Genomic DNA, 19,868 nt, shown 5'->3' with positions numbered 1-19,868 from the left:
CGACAATGCCTCACCGTGATCGGGGTGAGTGCGATGCAGCTGTCGTTCGGTGATGCCGAGGGTCTGGGGAGCCGCAAGCGCACGCGGCGCGAGGTGTTTTTGGCGGAGATGGAGCAGGTGGTGCCGTGGCAGGCGCTGCTGGGTCTGATCGAGCCGCACTACCCGAAGATGGGCCGTCCCGGTCGCCAGCCCTATCCGTTGGCGACGATGCTGCGCATCCACTTCCTGCAGCAGTGGTATGCGCTCAGCGACCCGGCGATGGAAGAAGCCTTGTACGACACGCCGGTGATGCGCCGCTTCGCGCAGTTGGGCGGGCTTGCCGACATCCCGGACGAGACGACGATCCTCAACTTCCGCCGGCTGTTGGAGACGCACGGGCTGGCCGAGAAGCTCTTCGAGCAGGTCAACGCCCATCTTCAGCGCAAGGGCCTGAGCCTGCGCAGTGGCACGATCGTGGATGCCACGATCATCAGTGCGCCGAGCTCGACCAAGAACAAGGCGGGCGAGCGCGATCCGGCGATGCACCAGACCAAGAAGGGCAACCAGTGGTTCTTCGGGATGAAGGCGCACATCGGCGTGGATGACGCGTCCGGTCTGGTGCACCACGTGGAATGCACGGCGGCGAACGTGGCCGACGTGACGCAGGTGTACAAGCTGCTGCACGGCCGGGAAGACACGGTGTGCGGCGACAGCGGCTACACGGGTGCCGAGAAGCGCGAGGAGCTGCAGGACGTGGACGCCGGATTCCTGATCGCGGAGAAGCCGTCGAAGCTGCGTGCGATGAAGAACGAGCGCGAGCGGCGCTACGCCGAGCGGTGGGAGCGCTACAAGGCCAGTCTGCGGGCGAAGGTGGAGCACCCGTTCCGGGTGATCAAGCGCCAGTTCGGCTACACGAAGGTGCGCTACCGCGGCCTGGCGAAGAACGCGGCGCAGGTGCTGACGCTGTTCGCGCTGTCGAACCTGTGGATGGCGCGCCGGCGTTTGTTGCCGACGACGGGAGCAGTGCGTCCGTAAGGCGGGGAAACCCGCCAAAAACCGCCCTGCACGGGCGAAATCCGGCTCGAAAGCGACGCCAGGCCGGCGCCACGATGCCGCAATCCGGGCGGCAGAGCGGGTTGTTCAGACCTTCCCTAAAGCGGAGGTCGCCAAGGCGGAAGCCGAGCTGATCGTGCTCAACAATCGGCGCAGCGACATCGAGCAGGCCAATGCCCGCAAAGCCGCGCAGGCCGAACGGGAACTGGCCGATGCCCTGGCGCAGGCGCGTGAGGAACTGGCGCAGATCACCGGCACGGCGACCGATGCCGACCGGCAGGCGGCCATTGCCCGCAGCTACCGCGATCTGCGCTCGCGCCTCGCAGCGGAAATGGCGTGCTGTCGGTGCACCTGAACGGCGTGCTCGCCATTCAGATGAACGCGCAGGACACCATCCGGGGTGGCGGCCCGCTGCTCACCGCCTTCATCGGCGCGATACCATCCACCCCGGACTCACTGCCTGATTGGCTACAAGTTCCATACTCAGGTCAGAACTGCCGCCAGCGTTCGATCAGGACCTTCGCCTCGGCGCGGCTGCGGAACCACTCTCGGTTGAGCAGCTCGTCCCGCAGCTTGCCGTTAAAGCTCTCGACGAATCCGTTCTGCCAAGGGCTGCCAGGCGCGACGAGGCCCGGGCTGATGTGTTCGGTTACCTCGAGCGGTTCCACAACCCGAGAATGCGTCGTAGAGTTGCCCGGCGTGACCGGGAGTTTCAGGCCTTAATCAAACCGTCCTGGAAACGGGGTAGAACCCTTGGGGCGAACCAGCCCAAGTGCCTTTGGTCTGTGCGCTTTCGCAGAGGCAACGGCCCCGATCGCTGTTGAACCGACCGGGCTGACGGCTCCCGATCACGGATCAGCGTGAACGCTACGAAGAGTTTGAGAGAACTCGGGGGCGTGATCATGCGCCGGGGCCCGGCGCCATGGAGCGGCTTTGCCGTTATGTACCGAGGTGGCCTTGCTCTTGGCGATCCACGTCCTGACCGAGATCATGACTCGGACATGCGCTTTGCAACCACCTGCGCGCGAAAACCTCGGCCGGCTCCGGACGGGCGAAGTAATACCCCTGTGCTTCGTCGCAACCCAATGCCAGCAAGTGTTCCGCCTGCGCTGCCTCTTCCACACCTTCGGCCAGGGTCTTGAGGCCGAGGCTCTTCGCCATGGCAACGATGGCGGACACAATGGCGAGATCGTTGCGATCGGTCAGCATGTCCCGCACGAACGAGATGTCGATCTTCAGTTTATGAACGGGAAATCGCTTGAGGTAAGCCAGTGAGGAATACCCGGTGCCGAAATCATCGATGGACAGCGCAAACCCGGCCGAGGTCAGGGCGCGCGTGACCTCCACGGCACGTTCCGGGTCGCGCATCATGCCCGACTCGGTCAGCTCGAGCTCGATTGCAGAAGACGCTGCACCGGATTCGCGAGCGATCCTAAGACACCGGTCAACGAAATCGTCGTCCTCAAATTGTTTCGCGGCCACATTCACCGCGACCCTTCCGGGCAGCGGACACCCTCGTTCCTGCCAATGCCGCACCTGGCGGCATGCCCCGGCGAGCGCCCATTCGCCCAATGTACCGATCAATCCCCGTTCTTCCGCGATCGGGATGAATTCGGCTGGGGAAACCATGCCCCAATCCGCATCATGCCATCTCGACAGTGCCTCGGCGCCTACGATTTTGCCGCTGGGCAAATGCACCTGGGGATGATAGTGGAGTTGCAACCGTCCGGCGGCAAGCGCGGTTTCCAGGCGATGGACGATTTCCAGCTTCCTCGCCAAATCCGTACCCATCTCCGAACGGTAGAAGCGATAGCCCCCGCCGCTGGCCTTGGCCCGGTACATGGCGATGTCGGCGTGTTTGAGCAGCTCCTCGGCCGAGCGTCCATCTTCTGGATAGAAAGCAATGCCGATACTTGCCTTGAGCGCAAAAAACCGTCCATTGATTGCGAGAGGTTCGGCGAGCGCTTTTTTTGGATACGTTCGGCGATGAGGGCCGCGGCCGACTGGTTGGCCCCCATTGCAATCACGACGAACTCGTCGCCTGCCAGGCGCGCCAGGGTTTCCTCCTCTCGCAATGCGGCCTGAAACCGCCGGGCGATCTCGATGAGCGCCCGGTCGCCGATGGCGTGCCCCTGGGTGTCGTTGATCTCCTTGAAGCGGTCGAGATCCAAAAACAGAAGCGCCACCCGCTGTCCGTGGCGCTGGGCGCTCGCCAGCGCTTGCTTGAGCCGATCCAGGAACAACGCCCGGTTGGGCAGGCCCTGCAACGTGGTGGTGCGGGAGGACACGCCGGGGCTGAGCACCGTCGCGTTCATCGATCCGCAAACCATGGTCGCGTTGAGCGGCAACCCACAGGTGCGCGAGGTGGCCGATGACGCCGCGGCGCGGCTGGCTCGCGTGCGCGAACGCCTGGCGGCGGGATGAGGAACGCGGACCGGCGTCAGCGGCTCAGCACCCACTTCGCCAGCGTATCCAGCTCGGCCGGCGTCAGTCCCGGGTACGGCGGCATCGGCACCGTGCCCCACTTGCCGGCGCCGCCCGCGCGGATGTTGGCGGCCACCTGCTGCAGCGCATCGGCCTTGCCGGCGTATTTCGCCGCGACCTCCTTGAACGCAGGGCCCACGACCTTCTGCTCGACGGCGTGACAAGCGGTGCAATTGTTGGCCTTCAGCAGCGCTTCGGGCTGCAGCGACGCAGCGGTAGTGGGGGTTGCCGGTGCAGCGGTCTTCGGGGGCGGCGCGGCGGCCACCATGGCGGGTGCCGGTGTGGCAGCGGTGGTCTGCTCGGCGCCGTAGGTCTTGACGAGGTAGTCGACCATTGCCGGAATGTCCTCGTCGGAGAAGGGCGCACCGAACGGGTGTTTCATCTTCTTCACCGTGGCTTCCCAGTAGCTGCGCGGGGAGGTGGACGGCTGGTACTGCACATATTGCGCCGAATGACAGGTCATGCAGTTCTGCTGCACCAGCCGGTAGCCCGGCAGCTCGCTGGGCTTGTATGCGGCCGTCTCAGCGGGCAGCGTGATGTCCAGCGCGAAAGCGGCAGGCAGCGCGGCCGTCGCCGATATGATCCCCACGAGAACGCGCAGGCAGTAACGTTGTTTTGTGCTCATGCCTGTTCTCCTCATGCCGCGACGACGCGCGTGGTCTCGACGACGTTGCGCATGTAGCCGGCCGGGTTCCACAACGCGGACAGCGGCTGGCTTTGACCGATGCGGTTGACCGCGCGCACCTTCAGTTCATGAGCGCCTCGCTTGCTCGGCTTGAAGGCCACACTCCACTCGCGGAAGGAATACTTGCCCAAATCCTTGCCGAGCCGGGCTTCCGTCCAGGTGTGTCCACCATCGGCGGAGAAGGCGACTTCGGTGATGCCGAAGCCGCCGTCGAAGGCAATGCCGCGCACCACCGTCTCGCGCCCAACGCGCACCTTGTCGCCGTCGCGCAGGCTGGTGATGAACGAGCGCACGTTGAACCGGTTGATAGGCACGGTCTTGGCTGGCGCCTTGCCCGGCTCCACGCAGGCGCAGGCGTTGTCGGGAATGCGGTAGGCCGTACTCATCCAGAACCCGTCGAACGCCTTGTCCAGCACTTGAATGTCGGACAGGTGCTTGACCCAGTAGGTGCCGTAATGGCCGGGAACGATCAGCCGGACCGGATAGCCGTTGAGCATCGGCAGGTCCTCGCCATTCATCGCCCAGGCCAGCATCACCTCGCCGTCGAGCGCGTGGTCGACCGCGAGCGCCTTGACGAAGTCCGGGCTCTCGCCTTGCAGCGGCGGATGGTCCAGGCCATTGAAGCTCACCTGCACGGCACCGGCCTGCACGCCGGCCTTCTCCAACACTTTCTTCAGCGGCACCCCTGTCCAGCGTGCGTTGCCCATCGCGCCATTGGACAGCTGGCCGCCGTTGGCGCGCGGCGTGAAATGCCCGCGGCTGTTGCCGGAGCACTGGTTGACCGCCACCAGCTCCACCGGGTCGGCCAGACGCTTCAGGTCGTCCAGCGACAGCTCCAGCGGCGTGTTGACCTTGCCGCCCACGCGCAGCCGATAGCTTTGCGGATCGATCGAGGTGGGAATGCCGCTCCAGTGGTAGCGCACGAAGAACGCGTCGTTGGGCGTGATGACGCCTTCGTTGAAGACCGAAAACGGCGTCTCCAGCTGCGGCGGCCGGCTGGTCAGCAGGATCAGCGGGCGCTTCTGCGGAAAGGCCACCAACTCGCGCTCGCCATTGTCGAACGGCAACACGACGCGACCCGCAGTCGCCGCAAGCGCCTCGGCGGTCGGACCCATCAGGCCGGCACCGGCGCCGATGGCGCCCAAGGTCTTCAGCACACGGCGGCGCGCAGGCCAGGGGGGGGTGTCGTCACGCTCCATGTTTGTCTCCTTCTTCGAGTAGATGGGAAACCGCGCCCTATCGGGCGCTCACCAGAACTGCATTCGACGCCTGCGCCGCCGCATCACCTTCGACCACGAGAATCTGCGCGACGGAAGGCGTTTTCGACGACATGGTGGTCACCGCGTCTCGCAGCGGGCCGATCACCGTGCCGTTGGCCGCCCCGGCGGGGTTGGTCTTGAAACTCGCGATCGGCGAACGCTGGCTGCTCACATACACGTTGTACACCGTTTTCGGCTTGAGCTTGAAGAGGAAGACTTCCAGAGCGTCCACCAGCCCCAGGTTGCGCGCCACGACGAAGCCGCGGGCCTCTCCCTGCGTGGCTTTGAGCGTAATGTTGACTGGCTCGTCGTTGACGCGGGGCACGAGGTGGGCTGTGCCCGTGCCGCTGGGCACGGCGTTCGACACATAGACCAGCGCCTGCGGGGCCTGCCCCACGGGTGCGCGAGCGATCACCCGGTCGGTGGCGGTGTCGATCACGTCCACCGCGTCACCGTTTTCCAGCCCCACGTACATGCGCGTGCCATCGTCGGATGGCCAGATGCCGTGCGGTAGCGCGCCCACCGGGATGGTGGCCAGCAGCTTGGGCGTGGCGTCGGTGGTGTAGACCTTCACCACGTTCTCGCCGCCGATGGTCACGTAGGCCAGCGTGCCGCGTGCGGTCTTGGCGAACCCGAGGTGGTTGGTGATGAATCCGGTCTCGATCACGCCCTTGACCTGAAGCGTATCGGTGTCGATGCGGGTCACCTTGCCCACGTCCTTGTGCGTCATCCACACTTCCTTGAAGTCCGGGGTTAACTGCAGGAAGGGCGAGAACGGGCTGACCACCGGGATGCGCTTGATCACCTTGCGCGTGGGCACGTCGATCACGTCCACCTCCGGCGTGAAGCTGTGCACCACGAAGGCGATGTTCTTCTGCGGATGGAACAGCACCATGCCCGGCCCGGGCGCGGTTTCGATGCGGCCGACTTCCTTGAAGGTCGCGGCATCGATCACGGACACGTAGTTCTCGCCGCGCACGACCGCCCACACGTGCTTGCCGTCCGGCGTGAAGAACGCCTCGTGCGGCGAGCGGCCGATGTAGGCGATGCCTTTGACCTGGTTGGTGGCGGTGTCGATGAAGGCGACCGAATTGGAGCCGTTGGAAATCGCGACCAGGGTCTTGTGGTCAGGCGAGAAGCCCAGGCCGTGCACGTTGAGCTCACCCTTGTACAACGGCGACAGCACCTCCGGCCGCACGTTGCCCAGCCGGATCTGGCCCAGCAGCGTGTTGGACGAAGGATCGATCACCGACACCGTGTTGGTGTTCTGGTCGGCGGTGTAGACGCGATCGGCGGGGGCCGGCGCGGCCAGCGCGATGCCGCTGCACATCACCAGTTGCAGGGCGAGGAAGAGTCGTTTCATCATCGGGTTCCTTGTGTCGTTTCGGTTGAGTGGGATGGGTGCGCCGCTGCGGCCTTGGCGGCGGCATCGTCGGCATGCCGTGCAAGCCAGGCCTGCATCAGTCGAATCTCGTTGCGCTGCTCGACAATGATGGACAGTGCAAGGTTGCGCAGTTCCGGGTCCTTGGTGGACAGCAGCACAGCCTTGGCCATGTCGATGGCGCCTTGATGGTGCGGGATCATCATCACGACGAAGTCGTGGTCGGGGTTGCCGTTCATCGGGGCGGTACGCATGCCGTGGTCCATGACCGCCATCGCGTCGTCCATCAACTGGGCGAAGGACTTGGCGGTGCTGGCCACGAAGCTCGGCGGGGGCGGTGTCTGCGCTTCGGCCGCTGGGGAATGAGCATGCTGCGCCAGGGCCGGCAGGCTCGCCAGCATGGCCAGCGCCGCCATCGCCCACTGGCGGGCGGGTCTCGGTGATGTCATCTTGAAAGCGAGAGGCTGCATGGATCAGCTCGGTTGAAGTTGGGCGTAGACGGCCGTGGCGATGCGCGCCAGCTCGCCTTTGTCGATGCCGGCCGATAAGGCGTAACCGAACTTGCCGTCGATCCAATAGAACACATTGACCGGCCCCTCCTGCGCGAAGCGGAAGCCGGTATCCTGATTGGATGCTTGCTCGTTCGTGACGTACAGCGTCAGGCGCTGCCCCGTGGTGTCGTGGTACATGAACTGCGCCACCGGGCCGCTCGATCCGGGCAACAGGCGCCCGCCGATCAGTTCGTAGCCCAGTGCACCCAGCTTCGGGGGGCGGATCTTCGCGCCCAAGCGCTTGGACAGCCAGGCGACCAACTGGTCTTCCTGGTCGGCGCCGATCTCCACCGGTCGCCGCACGTCGGGGCTGTAGACCACGTGCGCGATGGCCGCTTGCCGCGGCAGGCTGCCGGCCGCCGCGTTGACGATGACCGCCGGCCCACGGGACGACTGCGCGAGCATCTCCGCGGTTTGCCATGCGCCGCGCCCCACCCAGCCGGCGCCTGCGCCGAAGAACACCAACGCAAAGCCTGCCGCCACGCGTTCGAGCGACCAGCGCGGCAGGCGTGCACCCGCGTGGCGTGCAGCGGCGCGCGTACGCGGCGCCCGGGCCGCGTGCAGCAAGGTGTCGGGGACGGCTTCGTCCAGCACCGCGCCGTACAGCGCCTTGATCGCCTGTTTGTCTTGCCGGTAGGCCTGCAAGCGCTGCGCCTCCTGCGGGCGCTCGGCCAGGTAGGTTTCGATCTCGGCGCGCCGGGATTCGGGCAACAGGCCGTCGACAAAGGCATGCAGATCCGCTTCAGTGATGGGCAACGGGTTCATTTCACCACCTTCAATGCCGTGGGTTGGATGCGTCCCTCCATCACGCCGCGCAGGCGCGCGCGGCCACGCGACAGCCGCGACATCACGGTGCCCAGCGGCACACCGAGCGTGCGCGCGATCTCGTCGTAGCTCATGTCCTCCAGCGCCACCAGCAGCAGCACCTCGCGCTGCTCGGGCGGGAGCTGCCGCAGTGCAATTTCGAGATCTCTCATTTCGAGGCCGTCGGTCTGTGAAGCCCTGACCGGCGACGCCAGCGCTTCTTCGTCCAGCGGCACGGCTACCACGGCGGGCCGGCGGCGCTGGTCCACATGCAGGTTGTGCAGAATGCTGAACAGCCAAGCGCGCATGTCGCCGTCCGGCCGCCAGTTGTCGATGCGGGCCCAGGCCCGCTCCAGAGCGTCCTGCACCAGATCGTCGGCAGCGGCGTGGTCGCCGACCAGCGCGCGAGCGTAGCGCCGCAGGCGCGGCAGGGCCGCCACCATCAGCGCGCCCGCCTCGGTCAACGCCACGTCCTGGGCCTTCATCGCGCACCGACGCCGTTCGCTGCCGTCGCCCGTGGCTGCTCAGTAACTGGCCACTGACAGTTTCGGATCGATCTGCCAGGTTTCGTTGACGATCTTGGCGTCGCGATAGGTCAGAACGTAGCGCACCTTGATCGGCTGCTTGCCCTCGAACTGCACGTTGGCCGTCACGGTGGCGCCCTTGGGGTTGGCCGATTCCTCCACCTTGTCGATCGACACCTTCAGAGTCCCTTGCGACTTGGTGAACTTCTCCCAGACCCCGCGGATCGCGTCAGCGCCCGCGTAGCTGCCATCCAGCGGCCCCCCAACCCAGGTGAGTTGGGCGTTGTCGGCGTAGCCCCGCATCAGCACGGCCAGATCGCCCGAGCCGATGGCCTGGAAGTGCGTGCGGGCGTCGTCGGCGGGTCCGGCGAACGCCGTGCCGCTGAACAGGGTCGCGAGAGCGAAAGCGGTGGCGGTGGCGGTGGCGGTGAGTCGTTTCATGATCGGTAGTCCTTAGTACGTGGGTGGAAGAAATGAGGTTGACATTGAGGTATACGGGAGCGTCGGCCGGTTTATTCCCGCCTGGGCGCAAAACTCATCGCCTCATCGCGGCATGCTTCACCCCAGCCAGTGGCTGACGGCCCGGTTCACACCATAGCCGCCGACCATCAGAAAACCGAACAGCGTGGCCGCCAGCAGCAAGGGCTTAAGGCCCGCTTGGCGGATGGCTCCCACGTGGGTACGCAGCCCGAGCGCGGCCATCGCCATGGCCAGCAGCACGGTGTCGAGCTGCACCAGGGCCGCGACCCATTGCGGCGGCAGCCACCCCAGCGAATTCACGCCGGCGGCGGCGATGAACACCAGCGCGAACCAGGGAATGGTGATGCGGGCCGCGCCACCCTGTCCGTCGGCCCGGTCGGCCCTTGACAGCGCCAGCAGGAACGGCGCAAGCATCATCACGCGCAGCATCTTGACGATGACGGCCGTGGCGGCGGCCGGCTCGCTGACGCTGCGCCCGGCGGCCACCACCTGCGCCACCTCGTGGATCGTCGAGCCCGCGTACACGCCATAGGCCTGCTCGGACAGGTGCAGGTACGGGTACAGCAGCGGGTAGGCGAACATCGCCAGCGTGCCGAACACGACCACCGTGGCCACGGCCACCGACACCTTGTGCGCCTGCGCGCGCACCACCGGCTCGGCGGCCATCACGGCGGCGGCGCCGCAGATCGCGCTGCCCGCGCCGATCAGCATCGAGGTCTGCCGGTCCAGCTTGAACACGCGCGTGCCCAGCTGCAGCGCGAGAACAAAGGTCAGCGCCACCATCAGCGCATCGATCACCACGCCGGCCCAGCCGATGGCGCCGATCTGCTGGAAGGTGATGCGAAAACCGTACAGCACGATGCCCGCGCGCAGCAGCCGGTTCTTGGAGAAATCGACCCCGGCAGCCGTGTGCGCGGCGATGGCCGGAAAGAACGTGTTGCCGGCCACGATGCCCAGCACGATGGCCAGCGTCAGCGCCGACAGGCCCCAGCGCCCCGCCCAAGGCGTCTGCGCCGCCACCATGGCGGCGGCGGCAAGTAGCCCCGCCAGCGCCAGGCCTTGCCACCAGGCACGCGTCCTCCAGGTCGGAGGCGCAGAGGTCGTGGCGGACAACGAGGTGGACATGGTCGGACTCCTTCACGGAAAACGTTGGCTGGCGCTTAGAGACCGCTATGAGCGCCGCGATGCACGTCAGCTTCCTGCATCTGGTACCATGAGTCCAATACATTCTTTTCAAGAAAACGTAACTTTAAGTTATGCGACTGAATCTTCACCTGCTGCGCGTGTTCTTCACTGTGGCTGAGCTGCGAAGCTTCTCGCGCGCGGCCGAGGCCCTGTTCATCAGCCAGCCCGCTGTCTCCAAAGCCGTGCGCGAGCTGGAATGCCAGATCGGCCTACCCTTGCTCGAACGTGGCGCGGGCGGCCCCAAGAGCGCCCGGGGCGTGCAACTGACGCCGGACGGTGCGGCGGTGTTCGAGCATGCACGGGGCATCTTTGCGCTGGAGCGGGCCGCGATCGAAGACGTGCAGGCGCGCGTGGGGCTGCAGCGCGGTCGCCTGCGGGTGGGGGCCAGCACCACCGTGGGTGCCTACTGGCTGCCCCAACTGCTGGCGGACTTTGTGCATCGCCATCCAGCCGTCGATGTGCAAGTGGTTCAGGGCAACACGCAGATGGTCTGCGAGGCCCTGCTCGACTGCCGCATCGACATCGGTCTGGTCGAGGGCGATGTGCACGACCCGCGTCTTGCAGCGCACACGTGGCGCGAGGAGCCGCTGTGCGTCGTCGCTGGCGTGCACTCGCCGCTGGCGCGCAGCCGACGCCTCACCGCCGCCACACTGAGCAGCGAGATCTGGCTGCTGCGCGAGCCGGGCTCCGGCACCCGCGACGTGGCCGACCGGCTGCTGCACGAACTCGCGATCCGGCCACAGCGATGCATAGAGATCGGCAGCAACGAAGGCATCGCCCGCGCCGTCGCGGCCGGCCTGGGGGTGGCACTGCTGCCGATGCGCGTGGTGCGCGAGCTGCTGGCGCTGCGTGAAGTGGCTGCCCTCAAGCTATCAGGCGCACCCAAGCTGGTCCGGCTCCTGTGGCGCGTGGAACTGAAGGGCCGTCCGCCGTCGCCGCTGGTGCTGGCCTGGCGTGAGGCGCTGGCGCGCCCGCTCGCGCACTGACCGGGCGCGAGCGGGCCGCTCTGCTGTCGTTGCCTTCAGGAGTAGTCGTCTGAGCTGCGCGAGTTACTGGCACCAGATCGCATTCACAAGCTGACCGAGCAGGAGTTCGTAGATGCCGTTTCCCGGGTGCACGCGATCCGAGACCAGGCCGTCAGGCAGGGATACGAGCACTTGGTCTTGCCTGACCGACCGCAGGCCGGCGACGACAAGGTGGAAAAGTTCGGCGAGTGGCTCTGACGGCAGCGATTCGCGGAACGCGATCCGCAGCGACGACTGCCGAAGTGGCTTATTGCTTCAATCGCCGATTCGATCTTAAAACCACCCTCCCGCGCCTGATCATCGCAGCGGCGCGTACGTGCGCTTGCCCGTTGCAGATGATCAGGTGGGCTGAGGGACATTGCTAAGGAAGGTCTGCAAAACCTTCCTGCCAGACTGCCGGGATGGGACAATAGCGACATGAAGCAGATGAGTCTGGAGGCGCCGATGTATACGGGCTTTGAGCTGCGCGCCAAGCGCACCCGCAAGCGTGCGTTTTTGGAGCAGATGGACCGTGTGGTGCCGTGGGCAGAGTTGGTCGCACTCATCGAGCCGTATGCGCCGAAGGCGGGTCCCAAGGGTGGGCGGCCACCCTTTGCGGTAGAGAAGCTGCTGAGGATTCATTTTTTGCAGCAGTGGTTTGGTCTGTCGGACCCGGCGGTGGAGGAAGCCTTGTACGACACGCCGCTGCTGGCGAGCTTTGTTGGTCTGGACCTGGGGGTGGATGTCGTGCCGGATGAGAGCACCATCCTGCGCTTTCGCCACCTGCTGGAGCAACACGGCCTGAGCCAGCGTATCCTCGAGACGGTCAATCGCATCCTGACCGAGCGTGGCCTCATGCTCAAGAGCGGCACCATCGTGGATGCCACGCTCATTGCTGCTCCCAGCTCGACCAAGAACGCCCGCCGTGAGCGCGACCCTGAGATGCACCAGACGAAGAAGGGCAACCAGTGGTACTTCGGCATGAAAGCGCACGTTGGGGTCGACGCCGAGACAGGGCTGGTACACACGGTGGTGGCCACCGCTGCCAACGTCTCGGATGTGACGCAGGCGCATCGGCTCTTGCACGGGCAAGAGACCGACGTCTTTGCCGATGCGGGCTATCAGGGAGTGGACAAGCGAGCGGAAAACCAGGGCAAGCAAGTCGCTTGGCACGTGGCCATGCGGCCGGGCAAGCGCCGGGCATTGGACAAGCGCACTTTTCTTGGCCAGGTGATGGATGCCTTGGAACGCACCAAGGCGCGCATTCGTGCCAAGGGTGAGCATCCGTTTCGGGTACTCAAATGCCAGTTTGGCTACCGCAAGACGCCCTATCGAGGCTTGGCCAAGAACGGCGCGCAGCTCAACGTCCTGTTTGCGCTGGTCAATCTGTGGCTGGCGCGCAAAGCCTTGCTGGCTGCGACGGGATAAGTGCGCCCGCAGTGGGCTCACTGGGGCCGGATGAGGCTGCAGAGGGCCCACGAAGGGGCTTGCTGGAGCCCAAGAACCGTTCAGCATCTGTTTCGATCCCATCCTACGAAACGATATTGACCCTGAACTCGTCGCCACGAACGAGTGGGCGGGGTAGTGCAGAGGTTCCTTAGGTTACCCACAAGTTGCAACGGGCCTGACCTGAATGTGGAAGCGGAAGGTCTGGGATGAATCAGAGGTGCCACTTCCGCGTTGAATGTCAATCGTGCCGGGACGCATTGACCGACTGCCGACCAGAAAGACACCGACCCGCGGCTCATCGCCTTCGGGCACCGCGAGTTGCTCCAGTCGCACCAATTGCAGGGTGGTTGCCTGACCGTTTGTCATCCTCCACCCATCATTCAGGTGCCCCGTGACGCTGATCCACAATGTATTGCGATTCGCATCCAGCACAAACTGTGGTTCTGGCTCGTTCTGGCTGGTCATGAGGGGAATGGGCTCGCCACTCGGCGTTGGTTGTGGATACACCATACCGAGCACAACAGAGTAGTTCCATCCCGATGGACTGCTCAGTTGCATCTCTGCCTTGCCGAAACTGGCTGCATGAACGTACACCCACTTTCGTGCCGCCGACAAACGCTCGACCGGTGCATCCGAAGGTGACCTTTTGAACATGGGGCGAAGACGCTCGACGGCATCGTCTCCAAGAACCTCAAGCGGTGCCATTGCGCCTTGTTGCAGCGGCTTGACGATGACGGTCGCATCTGTCGGCACGGCATAGGCATACACCCATCCAATGGGCATGTTGTGAGGCTCTGGCGCGCGTGGTTTGCCTGAGGTGCCATCCGGTGACCAATGACGCAGGTGGATCACACGATCTGGCACCTGTGTTTCAACGCAAGCGGTCACGGTACCTTGTCCACACAACAGGAGCCCCAAGGCAACGTAGTGGGCGTGGCCGATAAGGGGGCGCCACAAGGCAGGCTCTGTGCTCATCCATGCTCCGAATGTGTGAATCCAAGAGGGCGACTGTCTCAGCGAGTGTCGTCCACCCGAAGAGATTCTGAGGGATCTCGCCAAAGACATGAAAGGGGGCTCCACCCATGGTGAGCTGGCGAGATGGCGACTTGCTGGTGACGATCGTCGGGGTGGGAGCGCTGCGTCAGCTTGCGCTGATCACCATAGGCATATTGAATCAGTCGCCCTGTGGTGTCGGTGGACTTCAGCAAATTGCCGGCACCGTCATGCTCATAACTGACACTGATACCCGCTGGATCGCGTACCTGGGTCAGCTTGCCTGCCTCACTCCAGTGCAGCGTCAACGTCTGGCCAAGGCTGTCCTGAATGTGCGTCGCTCGGCCAGCTTCGTAGATCACCTCAAACTTGTACCCGTCCCAGGCTTCGCGGCTCAACAATCGCCCCTGTTGATCGAAAAAGTCTTCATGCCCGCTACATGATCCGCGACGGTAGCCCTGGGCGGTCACTTGCAAGTAGCCTGAAGCGCAACGGGAATCTTGCAACAGCGTTCGGGTCGGCAGGGCCAGAATCCAGCCGCTCGGCGCCTCATCCGGTCGGGGGCGGCGATAGACATGTTGCGGGCCATTGCCGTTCTCGTGAATCACGAAGGCGCCATTTGTACCCGCCGCCACGTAGGTCTCATATACAGAGCCCCAGCCGGTGCCCACCCAGCCCGAATGAGTAGACTGGGCGTTGTAGGTACGCTCAAAGGCCAATGTGTGCTGATGGACAGTCATGGCCACATCGCGGTGGGACAAATGGACGTGATCACCTTGCCGGGTTAGCTCTGCCCAACTTGGGGTCAATGACAACTGCAGGACCAAGCAAGCGGTGACCGAGCTTTTCACGGGTTGACAGGTCATGACCACTTCCTTACCTCATGGCGCGTCTGCATTGGCCTGCAGGCGTGTGGCCGAGAATTGCGATTCACCATCGCGCCGAACCTGCAGCACGACTTGAGCGGGATCGGCGGTGTCACCCACGGACCACGCCAGCTCACGGGCTTCACCTTCTGCCATGGGGGACAAGGATCGACGCTGCAGGCCGTACGTGCGATCGACAAAAAATACCTCCATGCCTTGTGTCCGCTTGCCAGTGTTGTGCAGGCTCAGCCCGATCTCAGTGGGGCCGCGCCGATGCACAGAGACCTTCACCGTCGATTGCGGGTTGGCAAAGGCCGCATAGAGCAGTGAACGTGCCAGAAACACCCGCGTGAGCGCAGTTTCCCACTGCTCTCGCAAGCCACCATCGGCCGCGTGCCAGCGGGGATCGGATGTCAGTGTGAACCTGGGGCGCACCTCCGTGCCCACCCACCATTCAATCGACTGTGGTTTGAGCACAATGCGGGCGTCCGCAGGCTGTGAGTCATCGACCCAGACGGTTCGATCGCGCATCGGCGCGACAGGGCTTCGGACCACCGCACGCGGCATGCACCGAGGTTGGCACGCCGTCATGTCCAACTGAAGTACCAAATCTGGTGGATGTGCATGTGAGACGTTGGCATGCCCCATCAGGCCGATCCAGACCATTCCCAATCCAGCCAGGGGGCTTGCCCAGCGACGCGTGACGGTCACAACTCACTCCTTGTCATCTGGTCAATGGCGTTCACGGACGATGGTAATGGTGCTTCAACGATCTGTGGGGGGGTTCTTTGCCAACATCTTGGACGGATCGTTGATACTTCCACCGCGTTAACCTCACATCGGAGCGCTCTCATGCACAAGCTTTTACCCGCTTTGGCCCTTCTTGCCATCCACTGCATGAGCCGTGCCGATGTGCTGCCCCCGCAGGTGGTTGACGTGGGCTTGCGCATGCAAAAGCACCCCAATCTGGTGGACCGCATTGAGCGACATTGTTCGGGTAGAAAGTCAGGCGATGCCTGCGTGCTGCCTGGGACGCCATTTTCTGGAGGGGGCGCGGGCTCCTGCAAACGCACCTTGAACACACAGGCGCTCACCATCGATCTGGTGTGTGATGTCGAATCAAGAGTCATCATCGATCGCCAACTGCCTGGTGACGATGTGGGCTGGGTACATGACGCTTCGTTGTGTCGCCAGCCTGAGAACATGGCCCCTGGATTTCTGAACTGCAAGCCGCTGGCGGCGCCTCCGGTCGATGTGTTTTGCCAAGACAAGACGGTGGGGGCTGCCTGCGTGGCCGAGATGCGCATCACCGGCAAAGGCGGCGTGCATCGCTTCCCTGGCGTCTGTGCGCGTGTGACGGAACGCCGGGGTTTCTATTACCAGGGACACCGCGAGATGACGCGTGACGTCATCCAATGCGAAGCACCTGCTTTGCCCCCTCCGGAGTTTGAAACCGTCGGCTGGTTCAAAAAGCTGTTCCAGTGAGGTGTGCCTGATCTTTTGGAGCACATGCATGCGTCGTGCCTCGCATTTGCCGTCATGCCTTCCCCTTGAGCGTCGACATGGGGAGGTTGTGTTGTTGCTGGCGCTGGCCCTGTTGATGCCAGTTCCGCTGTATCTGGTCTCACTCGCGTTGTTTGGCTTGCCTCACGTGATCGCAGAGTTGGCATACATCTCGCATCGATACCGGGGCAGATGGCCATGGCGCTGGTGGATACCCATTGGTTTGACGCTGGCTTGTCAGGCGGTCGTGCGCACTGGCGTGTGGCTGGGGGCGTACCCTCAGGATGTAGGGCAAATTGCAGACTTGGCGACCTTGCTGGTGTTGGCGATCGTCATGGCGGTGGCTCCCATGCGCCTTGCCTGGCCGGCTCGGCTCTGCGCCCTTGCCATGGCGATTGGGCTTTTCTGGCTATTGGAACAAGGTCAGTGGCTGATCGCTTTGCTGATCTTGTCGATGGTCCACAACTTCACCCCTCTGGGTTTGGCTTGGGATCTGGCGCGAGAAAATCGGCAGCATCGTCCCATGCTTCGCGCGTTTGCCATTTACTTCAGCCTGCCTGTGGTGGTGGCCATGGCAGGGTACTCGGGGCATGAGGTCTTCCTGCGCACATCTGAAAACGAAGCGAAGTTGCTGGCACAACAGATTCCCCATTCTTGGTTAGCCTGGGGTGAAGGACAGCAGGGGGCCCTGATGAGCGCTTTGGCGATGGCACAGTGCCTTCATTACCTGGCGGTCATGCGCTGGCTACCCGCGACAGCACGCACCGCTTCGGTCGCCGTGATGGGAACAAAGCTGGTGTGGTTGACCGTGATCGCTGCCAGTGTCTTGATGGTGTACTTCTGGATCGACTATGGTCGGGCGCGTCAGCTGTACGGCATTGCCGCAGGATTTCACGCCTGGCTTGAGTGGCCGATTCTGTGGATGGTGCTGATAGGCCAGCCATCTGGCCCACCACAGACGTGATGCAGACATCGGACGGTTGAATGCATCAACATGAGGCATGGTTCCTGTCGTTGGTGGTGGAGTTGCCACTCCTCGTGGTGATGCTGTACCCGTACGATGTGAGGCGTGTGGTGTTGGCTGGAATGGTGGCCACATCCTTGACTCACCCGGTGGCATGGTGGGCATCGGGATTGCTGGCGCCTGCCGAGTACCTACAGGGCATTCTGATCATTGAGCTCGTGGTGTGGGCCACGGAGAGTCTCTTGCTCCGATTCATGCTCCCGGCTCCATGGACCGTCGCTGTGGCATGTGCCTGCTTGGCGAACATGGCTTCCATGGCGGTGGGGTGGCTGATCTGACGTGTCCATGCCTTGCGTCTCAGCCGGACGACACCTCAGCCGACGTCTGGTCCATCACGCCAGCGGTCCAGTACCGCAGCCACCACCAGCGTGAACGCCGCAGGCAGCACCCAGCCCATGGTCACGTCGGCCAGGGGCAGGCTCTGGAATAAGCGGGTGGTCACCCCTAACCCGATGCCGGCCGCATTGAGGCCATCGGCTGCGCCAAACACGCAGGTCACGGTCATGACGGGGCGGAATACCCGCTCGGGCACGCGCCACAGGCCATCTGCCAGGCTGAGCACCACCAGCATGATGGCCAGCGGATACAGGCCCATCAGCACCGGGATGGAAAACTGGATCAGTTGGGTGAGCCCGACGTTGGAGATCAGCAGGCTCATCAGCACGAAGAGCGTGGCGACCCGCCGGTAAGGCTGGCCCAGCAGCTCACCGAAGTACTCGCCACACGCCGTCATCAGGCCCACGGCGGTGGTGAGGCAGGCCAGCACGATGACCACGGCCAGCAGCAGCAGGCCGGAGGTGCCGAAGGTATGCTGCACATAGCGCGTCAGCAACTCGCCGCCATTGCTGGCACCTTGTGCCAGAACGGCGCTGCCAGCGCCCAGGTAGAACAGCGAGAGGTAGACCAGCGCCAGCGCTGTGGCGGCAATCAGCACGGCGATCACCGAGTAGCGGGTGACGAGGCGGCGCTCGAACACGCCGCGGTCGCGCACCGCCGTGGCAATGACGATGCCAAAAACCAGCGCGCCCAGCGCGTCCATGGTCAGATAGCCTTCCAGAAAGCCCTTGAGCAGGGGCTGGGCCACGTAGTCGCCCTGGGGCAGAGCCACCGGGCCGGCGGGCAGGTGCAGGCCGGCGGCGCCGAGCAGGATCAGGGCCACGATCAGCACCGGGGTGATGAGCTTGCCCACCATGTCGATGAGGCGGCCTGGAAACAGCACCAGCGCCCACACCACCAGGAAAAACACGCCGCTGTAGACCGACAGGGCCAGGGTGCCCTCGCCACTGAAGGGGCTGATGCCGATTTCGAACGAGGCCACCGCCGCACGCGGGGTGGCAAAGAGCGGGCCGATCACCAGGTAGACGGCCACCGCCAGCGCGGTGCCAGCGCGCTGGCCCAGCGGTGCGGTCAGGGCGGGCATGCCGCCGCCCACCCGGGCCAGTGCCACCACGGTCAGCAAGGGCAGGCCCACGGCCGTGATCAGAAAGCCAATGGCGGCGGGCAGCAGATGCGCGCCGGCCTGCAACCCTGCCAGGGGCGGAAAGATGATGTTGCCCGCGCCCAGAAACAGCGCGAAGGTCATGAACCCCAGAGCCAACAGATCAGAATGATTCAGACGCGCCATGTTCAACTTCAGACCTGATTAGAAACCTGCCTCAGCGAGGCTCACCCCATGAGCTTGTGACTCACTAATCTGTGGTCTTCTTACAGTGGGGTGAGCACCATGGCCTTCAACCAGATTCAGTTCCAGCACGGCATGTCGATTCCGGAATTCCTTCGTAGCTTTGGCACCGAGGCACAGTGCGCCGAAGCGATCAAGGCCGCGCGCTGGCCTGAGGGATTTCGCTGTCCGCGCTGCTCCAGCAGTGATCACTATGTGGTCGGCCACGGTGTCCGTAAGCTCTTCCAGTGCAATGGCTGTCGGCATCAGACCTCCCTGACCGCAGGCAGTCTCATGGCACACACCAAACTGCCCCTGACGACCTGGTTCTTGGCCATCTACCTCATCAGTCAGGCCAAAACCGGCCTGTCTGCCCTGGCGCTCAAGCGTCAGCTTGGCGTGAGCTATCCCACTGCCTGGCTGTTGCATCAGAAGATCAACCGGGCCATGGCCTCGCAAGACGCCACCCACCAACTCAGCGGCACGGTGCAACTCGATGACGCTTACCTCGGAGGCGAGCGCACAGGCGGCAAAGTCGGTCGGGGCTCCGAGAACAAGGTCCCCTTTGTCGCGGCTGTCTCGGTCAATGATCACGGGCATCCGATGTTCATCAAGCTCAATGTGGTCAGAGGGTTCACCTCTGAAGCGATCAGCAAGTGGGCCAAGTCCAATCTGGCACCGGGCACCAGCGTGCACAGCGATGGTTTGGCCTGCTTCAGTGCGGTGGCCGATGCCGGTTGCCTTCACCTCCCGATGGTGGTCGGCTCCCTCAAGCCGCGCGACCTGCCCAGCTTCAAGTGGGTCAACACCGTGCTGGGCAATCTCAAGACCACGTTGGCCGGAGCCTTCCATGCCCTGAACTACCGCAAGTACGCCGAGCACTACCTTGCTGGCTTCGCCTACAGGTTCAACCGCCGCTTCGATCTGCGTGGTCTGGTCGCAAGTCTCATCGTCGACGTCGTGAGAGCAAAGCCCATCAAGGAA

At 64.1% G+C, this 19,868-nt stretch carries 21 protein-coding genes and 2 pseudogenes; 9 read left to right on the top strand and 14 right to left on the bottom strand.

Annotation, left to right across the window (positions count from 1 at the left end; translation table 11 throughout):
* Nucleotides 1-33 precede the first annotated feature (33 nt).
* On the top strand, nt 34-1,014 hold the full coding sequence (locus WIT60_RS00120; RefSeq protein WP_028915768.1) for an IS5 family transposase: 981 nt from the start codon (nt 34-36) through the stop codon (nt 1,012-1,014).
* Between the two features lie 154 nt (nt 1,015-1,168).
* On the top strand, nt 1,169-1,387 hold the full coding sequence (locus WIT60_RS16855; RefSeq protein WP_066708443.1) for a hypothetical protein: 219 nt from the start codon (nt 1,169-1,171) through the stop codon (nt 1,385-1,387).
* Between the two features lie 139 nt (nt 1,388-1,526).
* Here the strand turns inward: WIT60_RS16855 and WIT60_RS00110 are convergent.
* Together WIT60_RS00110 and WIT60_RS00100 are read right to left on the bottom strand one after the other, a co-directional pair.
* Nucleotides 1,527-1,658 (bottom strand): annotated as a pseudogene (locus tag WIT60_RS00110) (integrase core domain-containing protein); the annotation flags it as partial.
* 313 nt (nt 1,659-1,971) lie between these two features.
* A pseudogene (locus WIT60_RS00100) lies at nt 1,972-3,248 on the bottom strand (putative bifunctional diguanylate cyclase/phosphodiesterase); the annotation flags it as partial.
* Between WIT60_RS00100 and WIT60_RS16950 the strand changes: the two are divergent.
* Nucleotides 3,136-3,456 carry a DUF302 domain-containing protein gene (locus WIT60_RS16950; RefSeq protein ID WP_510166979.1) on the top strand — a complete coding sequence of 107 codons (321 nt, stop codon included), beginning with the start codon at nt 3,136-3,138 and terminating at the stop codon, nt 3,454-3,456. The pseudogene WIT60_RS00100 and the gene WIT60_RS16950 sit on opposite strands and share 113 nt — an antisense overlap.
* A 16-nt stretch (nt 3,457-3,472) precedes the next feature.
* Here WIT60_RS16950 and sorB read toward each other — a convergent pair whose 3' ends face one another.
* From sorB to WIT60_RS00055, 8 genes are all read right to left on the bottom strand, one after another.
* Nucleotides 3,473-4,141: a SorB family sulfite dehydrogenase c-type cytochrome subunit gene (sorB, locus tag WIT60_RS00090; protein WP_221892517.1), complete on the bottom strand. Its 669-nt coding sequence runs from the start codon at nt 4,139-4,141 to the stop codon at nt 3,473-3,475.
* 11 nt (nt 4,142-4,152) lie between these two features.
* Nucleotides 4,153-5,400, bottom strand: coding sequence for a SorA family sulfite dehydrogenase catalytic subunit (gene sorA / locus WIT60_RS00085; protein ID WP_045785196.1), 1,248 nt, complete (start codon nt 5,398-5,400; stop codon nt 4,153-4,155).
* 37 nt (nt 5,401-5,437) lie between these two features.
* Nucleotides 5,438-6,823: a beta-propeller fold lactonase family protein gene (locus WIT60_RS00080; protein ID WP_339581928.1), complete on the bottom strand. Its 1,386-nt coding sequence runs from the start codon at nt 6,821-6,823 to the stop codon at nt 5,438-5,440.
* Nucleotides 6,823-7,311 carry a DUF305 domain-containing protein gene (locus WIT60_RS00075; protein WP_084382890.1) on the bottom strand — a complete coding sequence of 163 codons (489 nt, stop codon included), beginning with the start codon at nt 7,309-7,311 and terminating at the stop codon, nt 6,823-6,825. Before WIT60_RS00075 ends, WIT60_RS00080 begins: the two co-directional genes overlap by 1 nt.
* Before the next feature lie 3 nt (nt 7,312-7,314).
* Complete coding sequence (locus WIT60_RS00070) at nt 7,315-8,157, bottom strand: anti-sigma factor family protein (RefSeq protein WP_066708469.1); 843 nt, start codon at nt 8,155-8,157, stop codon at nt 7,315-7,317.
* Nucleotides 8,154-8,681 carry an RNA polymerase sigma factor gene (locus WIT60_RS00065; RefSeq protein WP_174525469.1) on the bottom strand — a complete coding sequence of 176 codons (528 nt, stop codon included), beginning with the start codon at nt 8,679-8,681 and terminating at the stop codon, nt 8,154-8,156. Before WIT60_RS00065 ends, WIT60_RS00070 begins: the two co-directional genes overlap by 4 nt.
* Before the next feature lie 39 nt (nt 8,682-8,720).
* Nucleotides 8,721-9,161 (bottom strand): nuclear transport factor 2 family protein, encoded by a 441-nt coding sequence (locus WIT60_RS00060; RefSeq protein ID WP_066708472.1) that lies wholly within the window; start codon nt 9,159-9,161, stop codon nt 8,721-8,723.
* A gap of 117 nt (nt 9,162-9,278) precedes the next feature.
* Complete coding sequence (locus WIT60_RS00055; protein WP_066708475.1) at nt 9,279-10,325, bottom strand: YeiH family protein; 1,047 nt, start codon at nt 10,323-10,325, stop codon at nt 9,279-9,281.
* 131 nt (nt 10,326-10,456) lie between these two features.
* On the opposite strand from WIT60_RS00055, the gene WIT60_RS00050 reads away from it, so the two are divergent.
* On the top strand, nt 10,457-11,371 hold the full coding sequence (locus WIT60_RS00050; RefSeq protein WP_200899120.1) for a LysR substrate-binding domain-containing protein: 915 nt from the start codon (nt 10,457-10,459) through the stop codon (nt 11,369-11,371).
* 456 nt (nt 11,372-11,827) lie between these two features.
* Complete coding sequence (locus WIT60_RS00045; protein ID WP_066708478.1) at nt 11,828-12,817, top strand: IS5 family transposase; 990 nt, start codon at nt 11,828-11,830, stop codon at nt 12,815-12,817.
* A 174-nt stretch (nt 12,818-12,991) separates the two neighbouring features.
* Here the strand turns inward: WIT60_RS00045 and WIT60_RS00040 are convergent, their stop codons facing one another.
* From WIT60_RS00040 to WIT60_RS00030, 3 genes are all read right to left on the bottom strand, one after another.
* The gene (locus WIT60_RS00040) at nt 12,992-13,621 is read right to left on the bottom strand and encodes a hypothetical protein (RefSeq protein WP_339581927.1); all 630 of its coding nucleotides are present in this window, start codon (nt 13,619-13,621) and stop codon (nt 12,992-12,994) included.
* Between the two features lie 230 nt (nt 13,622-13,851).
* Nucleotides 13,852-14,697 carry a DUF6531 domain-containing protein gene (locus tag WIT60_RS00035; protein WP_339581926.1) on the bottom strand — a complete coding sequence of 282 codons (846 nt, stop codon included), beginning with the start codon at nt 14,695-14,697 and terminating at the stop codon, nt 13,852-13,854.
* A 15-nt stretch (nt 14,698-14,712) separates the two neighbouring features.
* Nucleotides 14,713-15,228 (bottom strand): hypothetical protein, encoded by a 516-nt coding sequence (locus tag WIT60_RS00030; RefSeq protein ID WP_339581925.1) that lies wholly within the window; start codon nt 15,226-15,228, stop codon nt 14,713-14,715.
* Between the two features lie 321 nt (nt 15,229-15,549).
* On the opposite strand from WIT60_RS00030, the gene WIT60_RS00025 reads away from it, so the two are divergent.
* From WIT60_RS00025 to WIT60_RS00015, 3 genes are all read left to right on the top strand, one after another.
* The gene (locus WIT60_RS00025) at nt 15,550-16,182 is read left to right on the top strand and encodes a hypothetical protein (RefSeq protein ID WP_339581924.1); all 633 of its coding nucleotides are present in this window, start codon (nt 15,550-15,552) and stop codon (nt 16,180-16,182) included.
* A 94-nt stretch (nt 16,183-16,276) separates the two neighbouring features.
* Complete coding sequence (locus WIT60_RS00020) at nt 16,277-17,164, top strand: hypothetical protein (protein ID WP_339581923.1); 888 nt, start codon at nt 16,277-16,279, stop codon at nt 17,162-17,164.
* Between the two features lie 20 nt (nt 17,165-17,184).
* The gene (locus WIT60_RS00015) at nt 17,185-17,502 is read left to right on the top strand and encodes a hypothetical protein (protein WP_339581922.1); all 318 of its coding nucleotides are present in this window, start codon (nt 17,185-17,187) and stop codon (nt 17,500-17,502) included.
* Between the two features lie 35 nt (nt 17,503-17,537).
* On the opposite strand, the gene brnQ is transcribed toward WIT60_RS00015, so the two are convergent.
* Entirely contained in the window at nt 17,538-18,848 is a 1,311-nt protein-coding gene (brnQ, locus tag WIT60_RS00010) for a branched-chain amino acid transport system II carrier protein (protein ID WP_339581921.1), read from the bottom strand.
* A 99-nt stretch (nt 18,849-18,947) separates the two neighbouring features.
* Here brnQ and WIT60_RS00005 point away from each other — a divergent pair.
* Nucleotides 18,948-19,868 (top strand): IS1595 family transposase (locus WIT60_RS00005; protein ID WP_339581920.1); only part of this gene is annotated, 921 nt, incomplete at its 3' end.

Origin of the sequence: Aquabacterium sp. G14, assembly GCF_037482285.1 — a bacterium.
GTDB lineage: Bacteria > Pseudomonadota > Gammaproteobacteria > Burkholderiales > Burkholderiaceae_C > Aquabacterium.
This window is presented reverse-complemented; position numbering and strand designations above follow the sequence as displayed.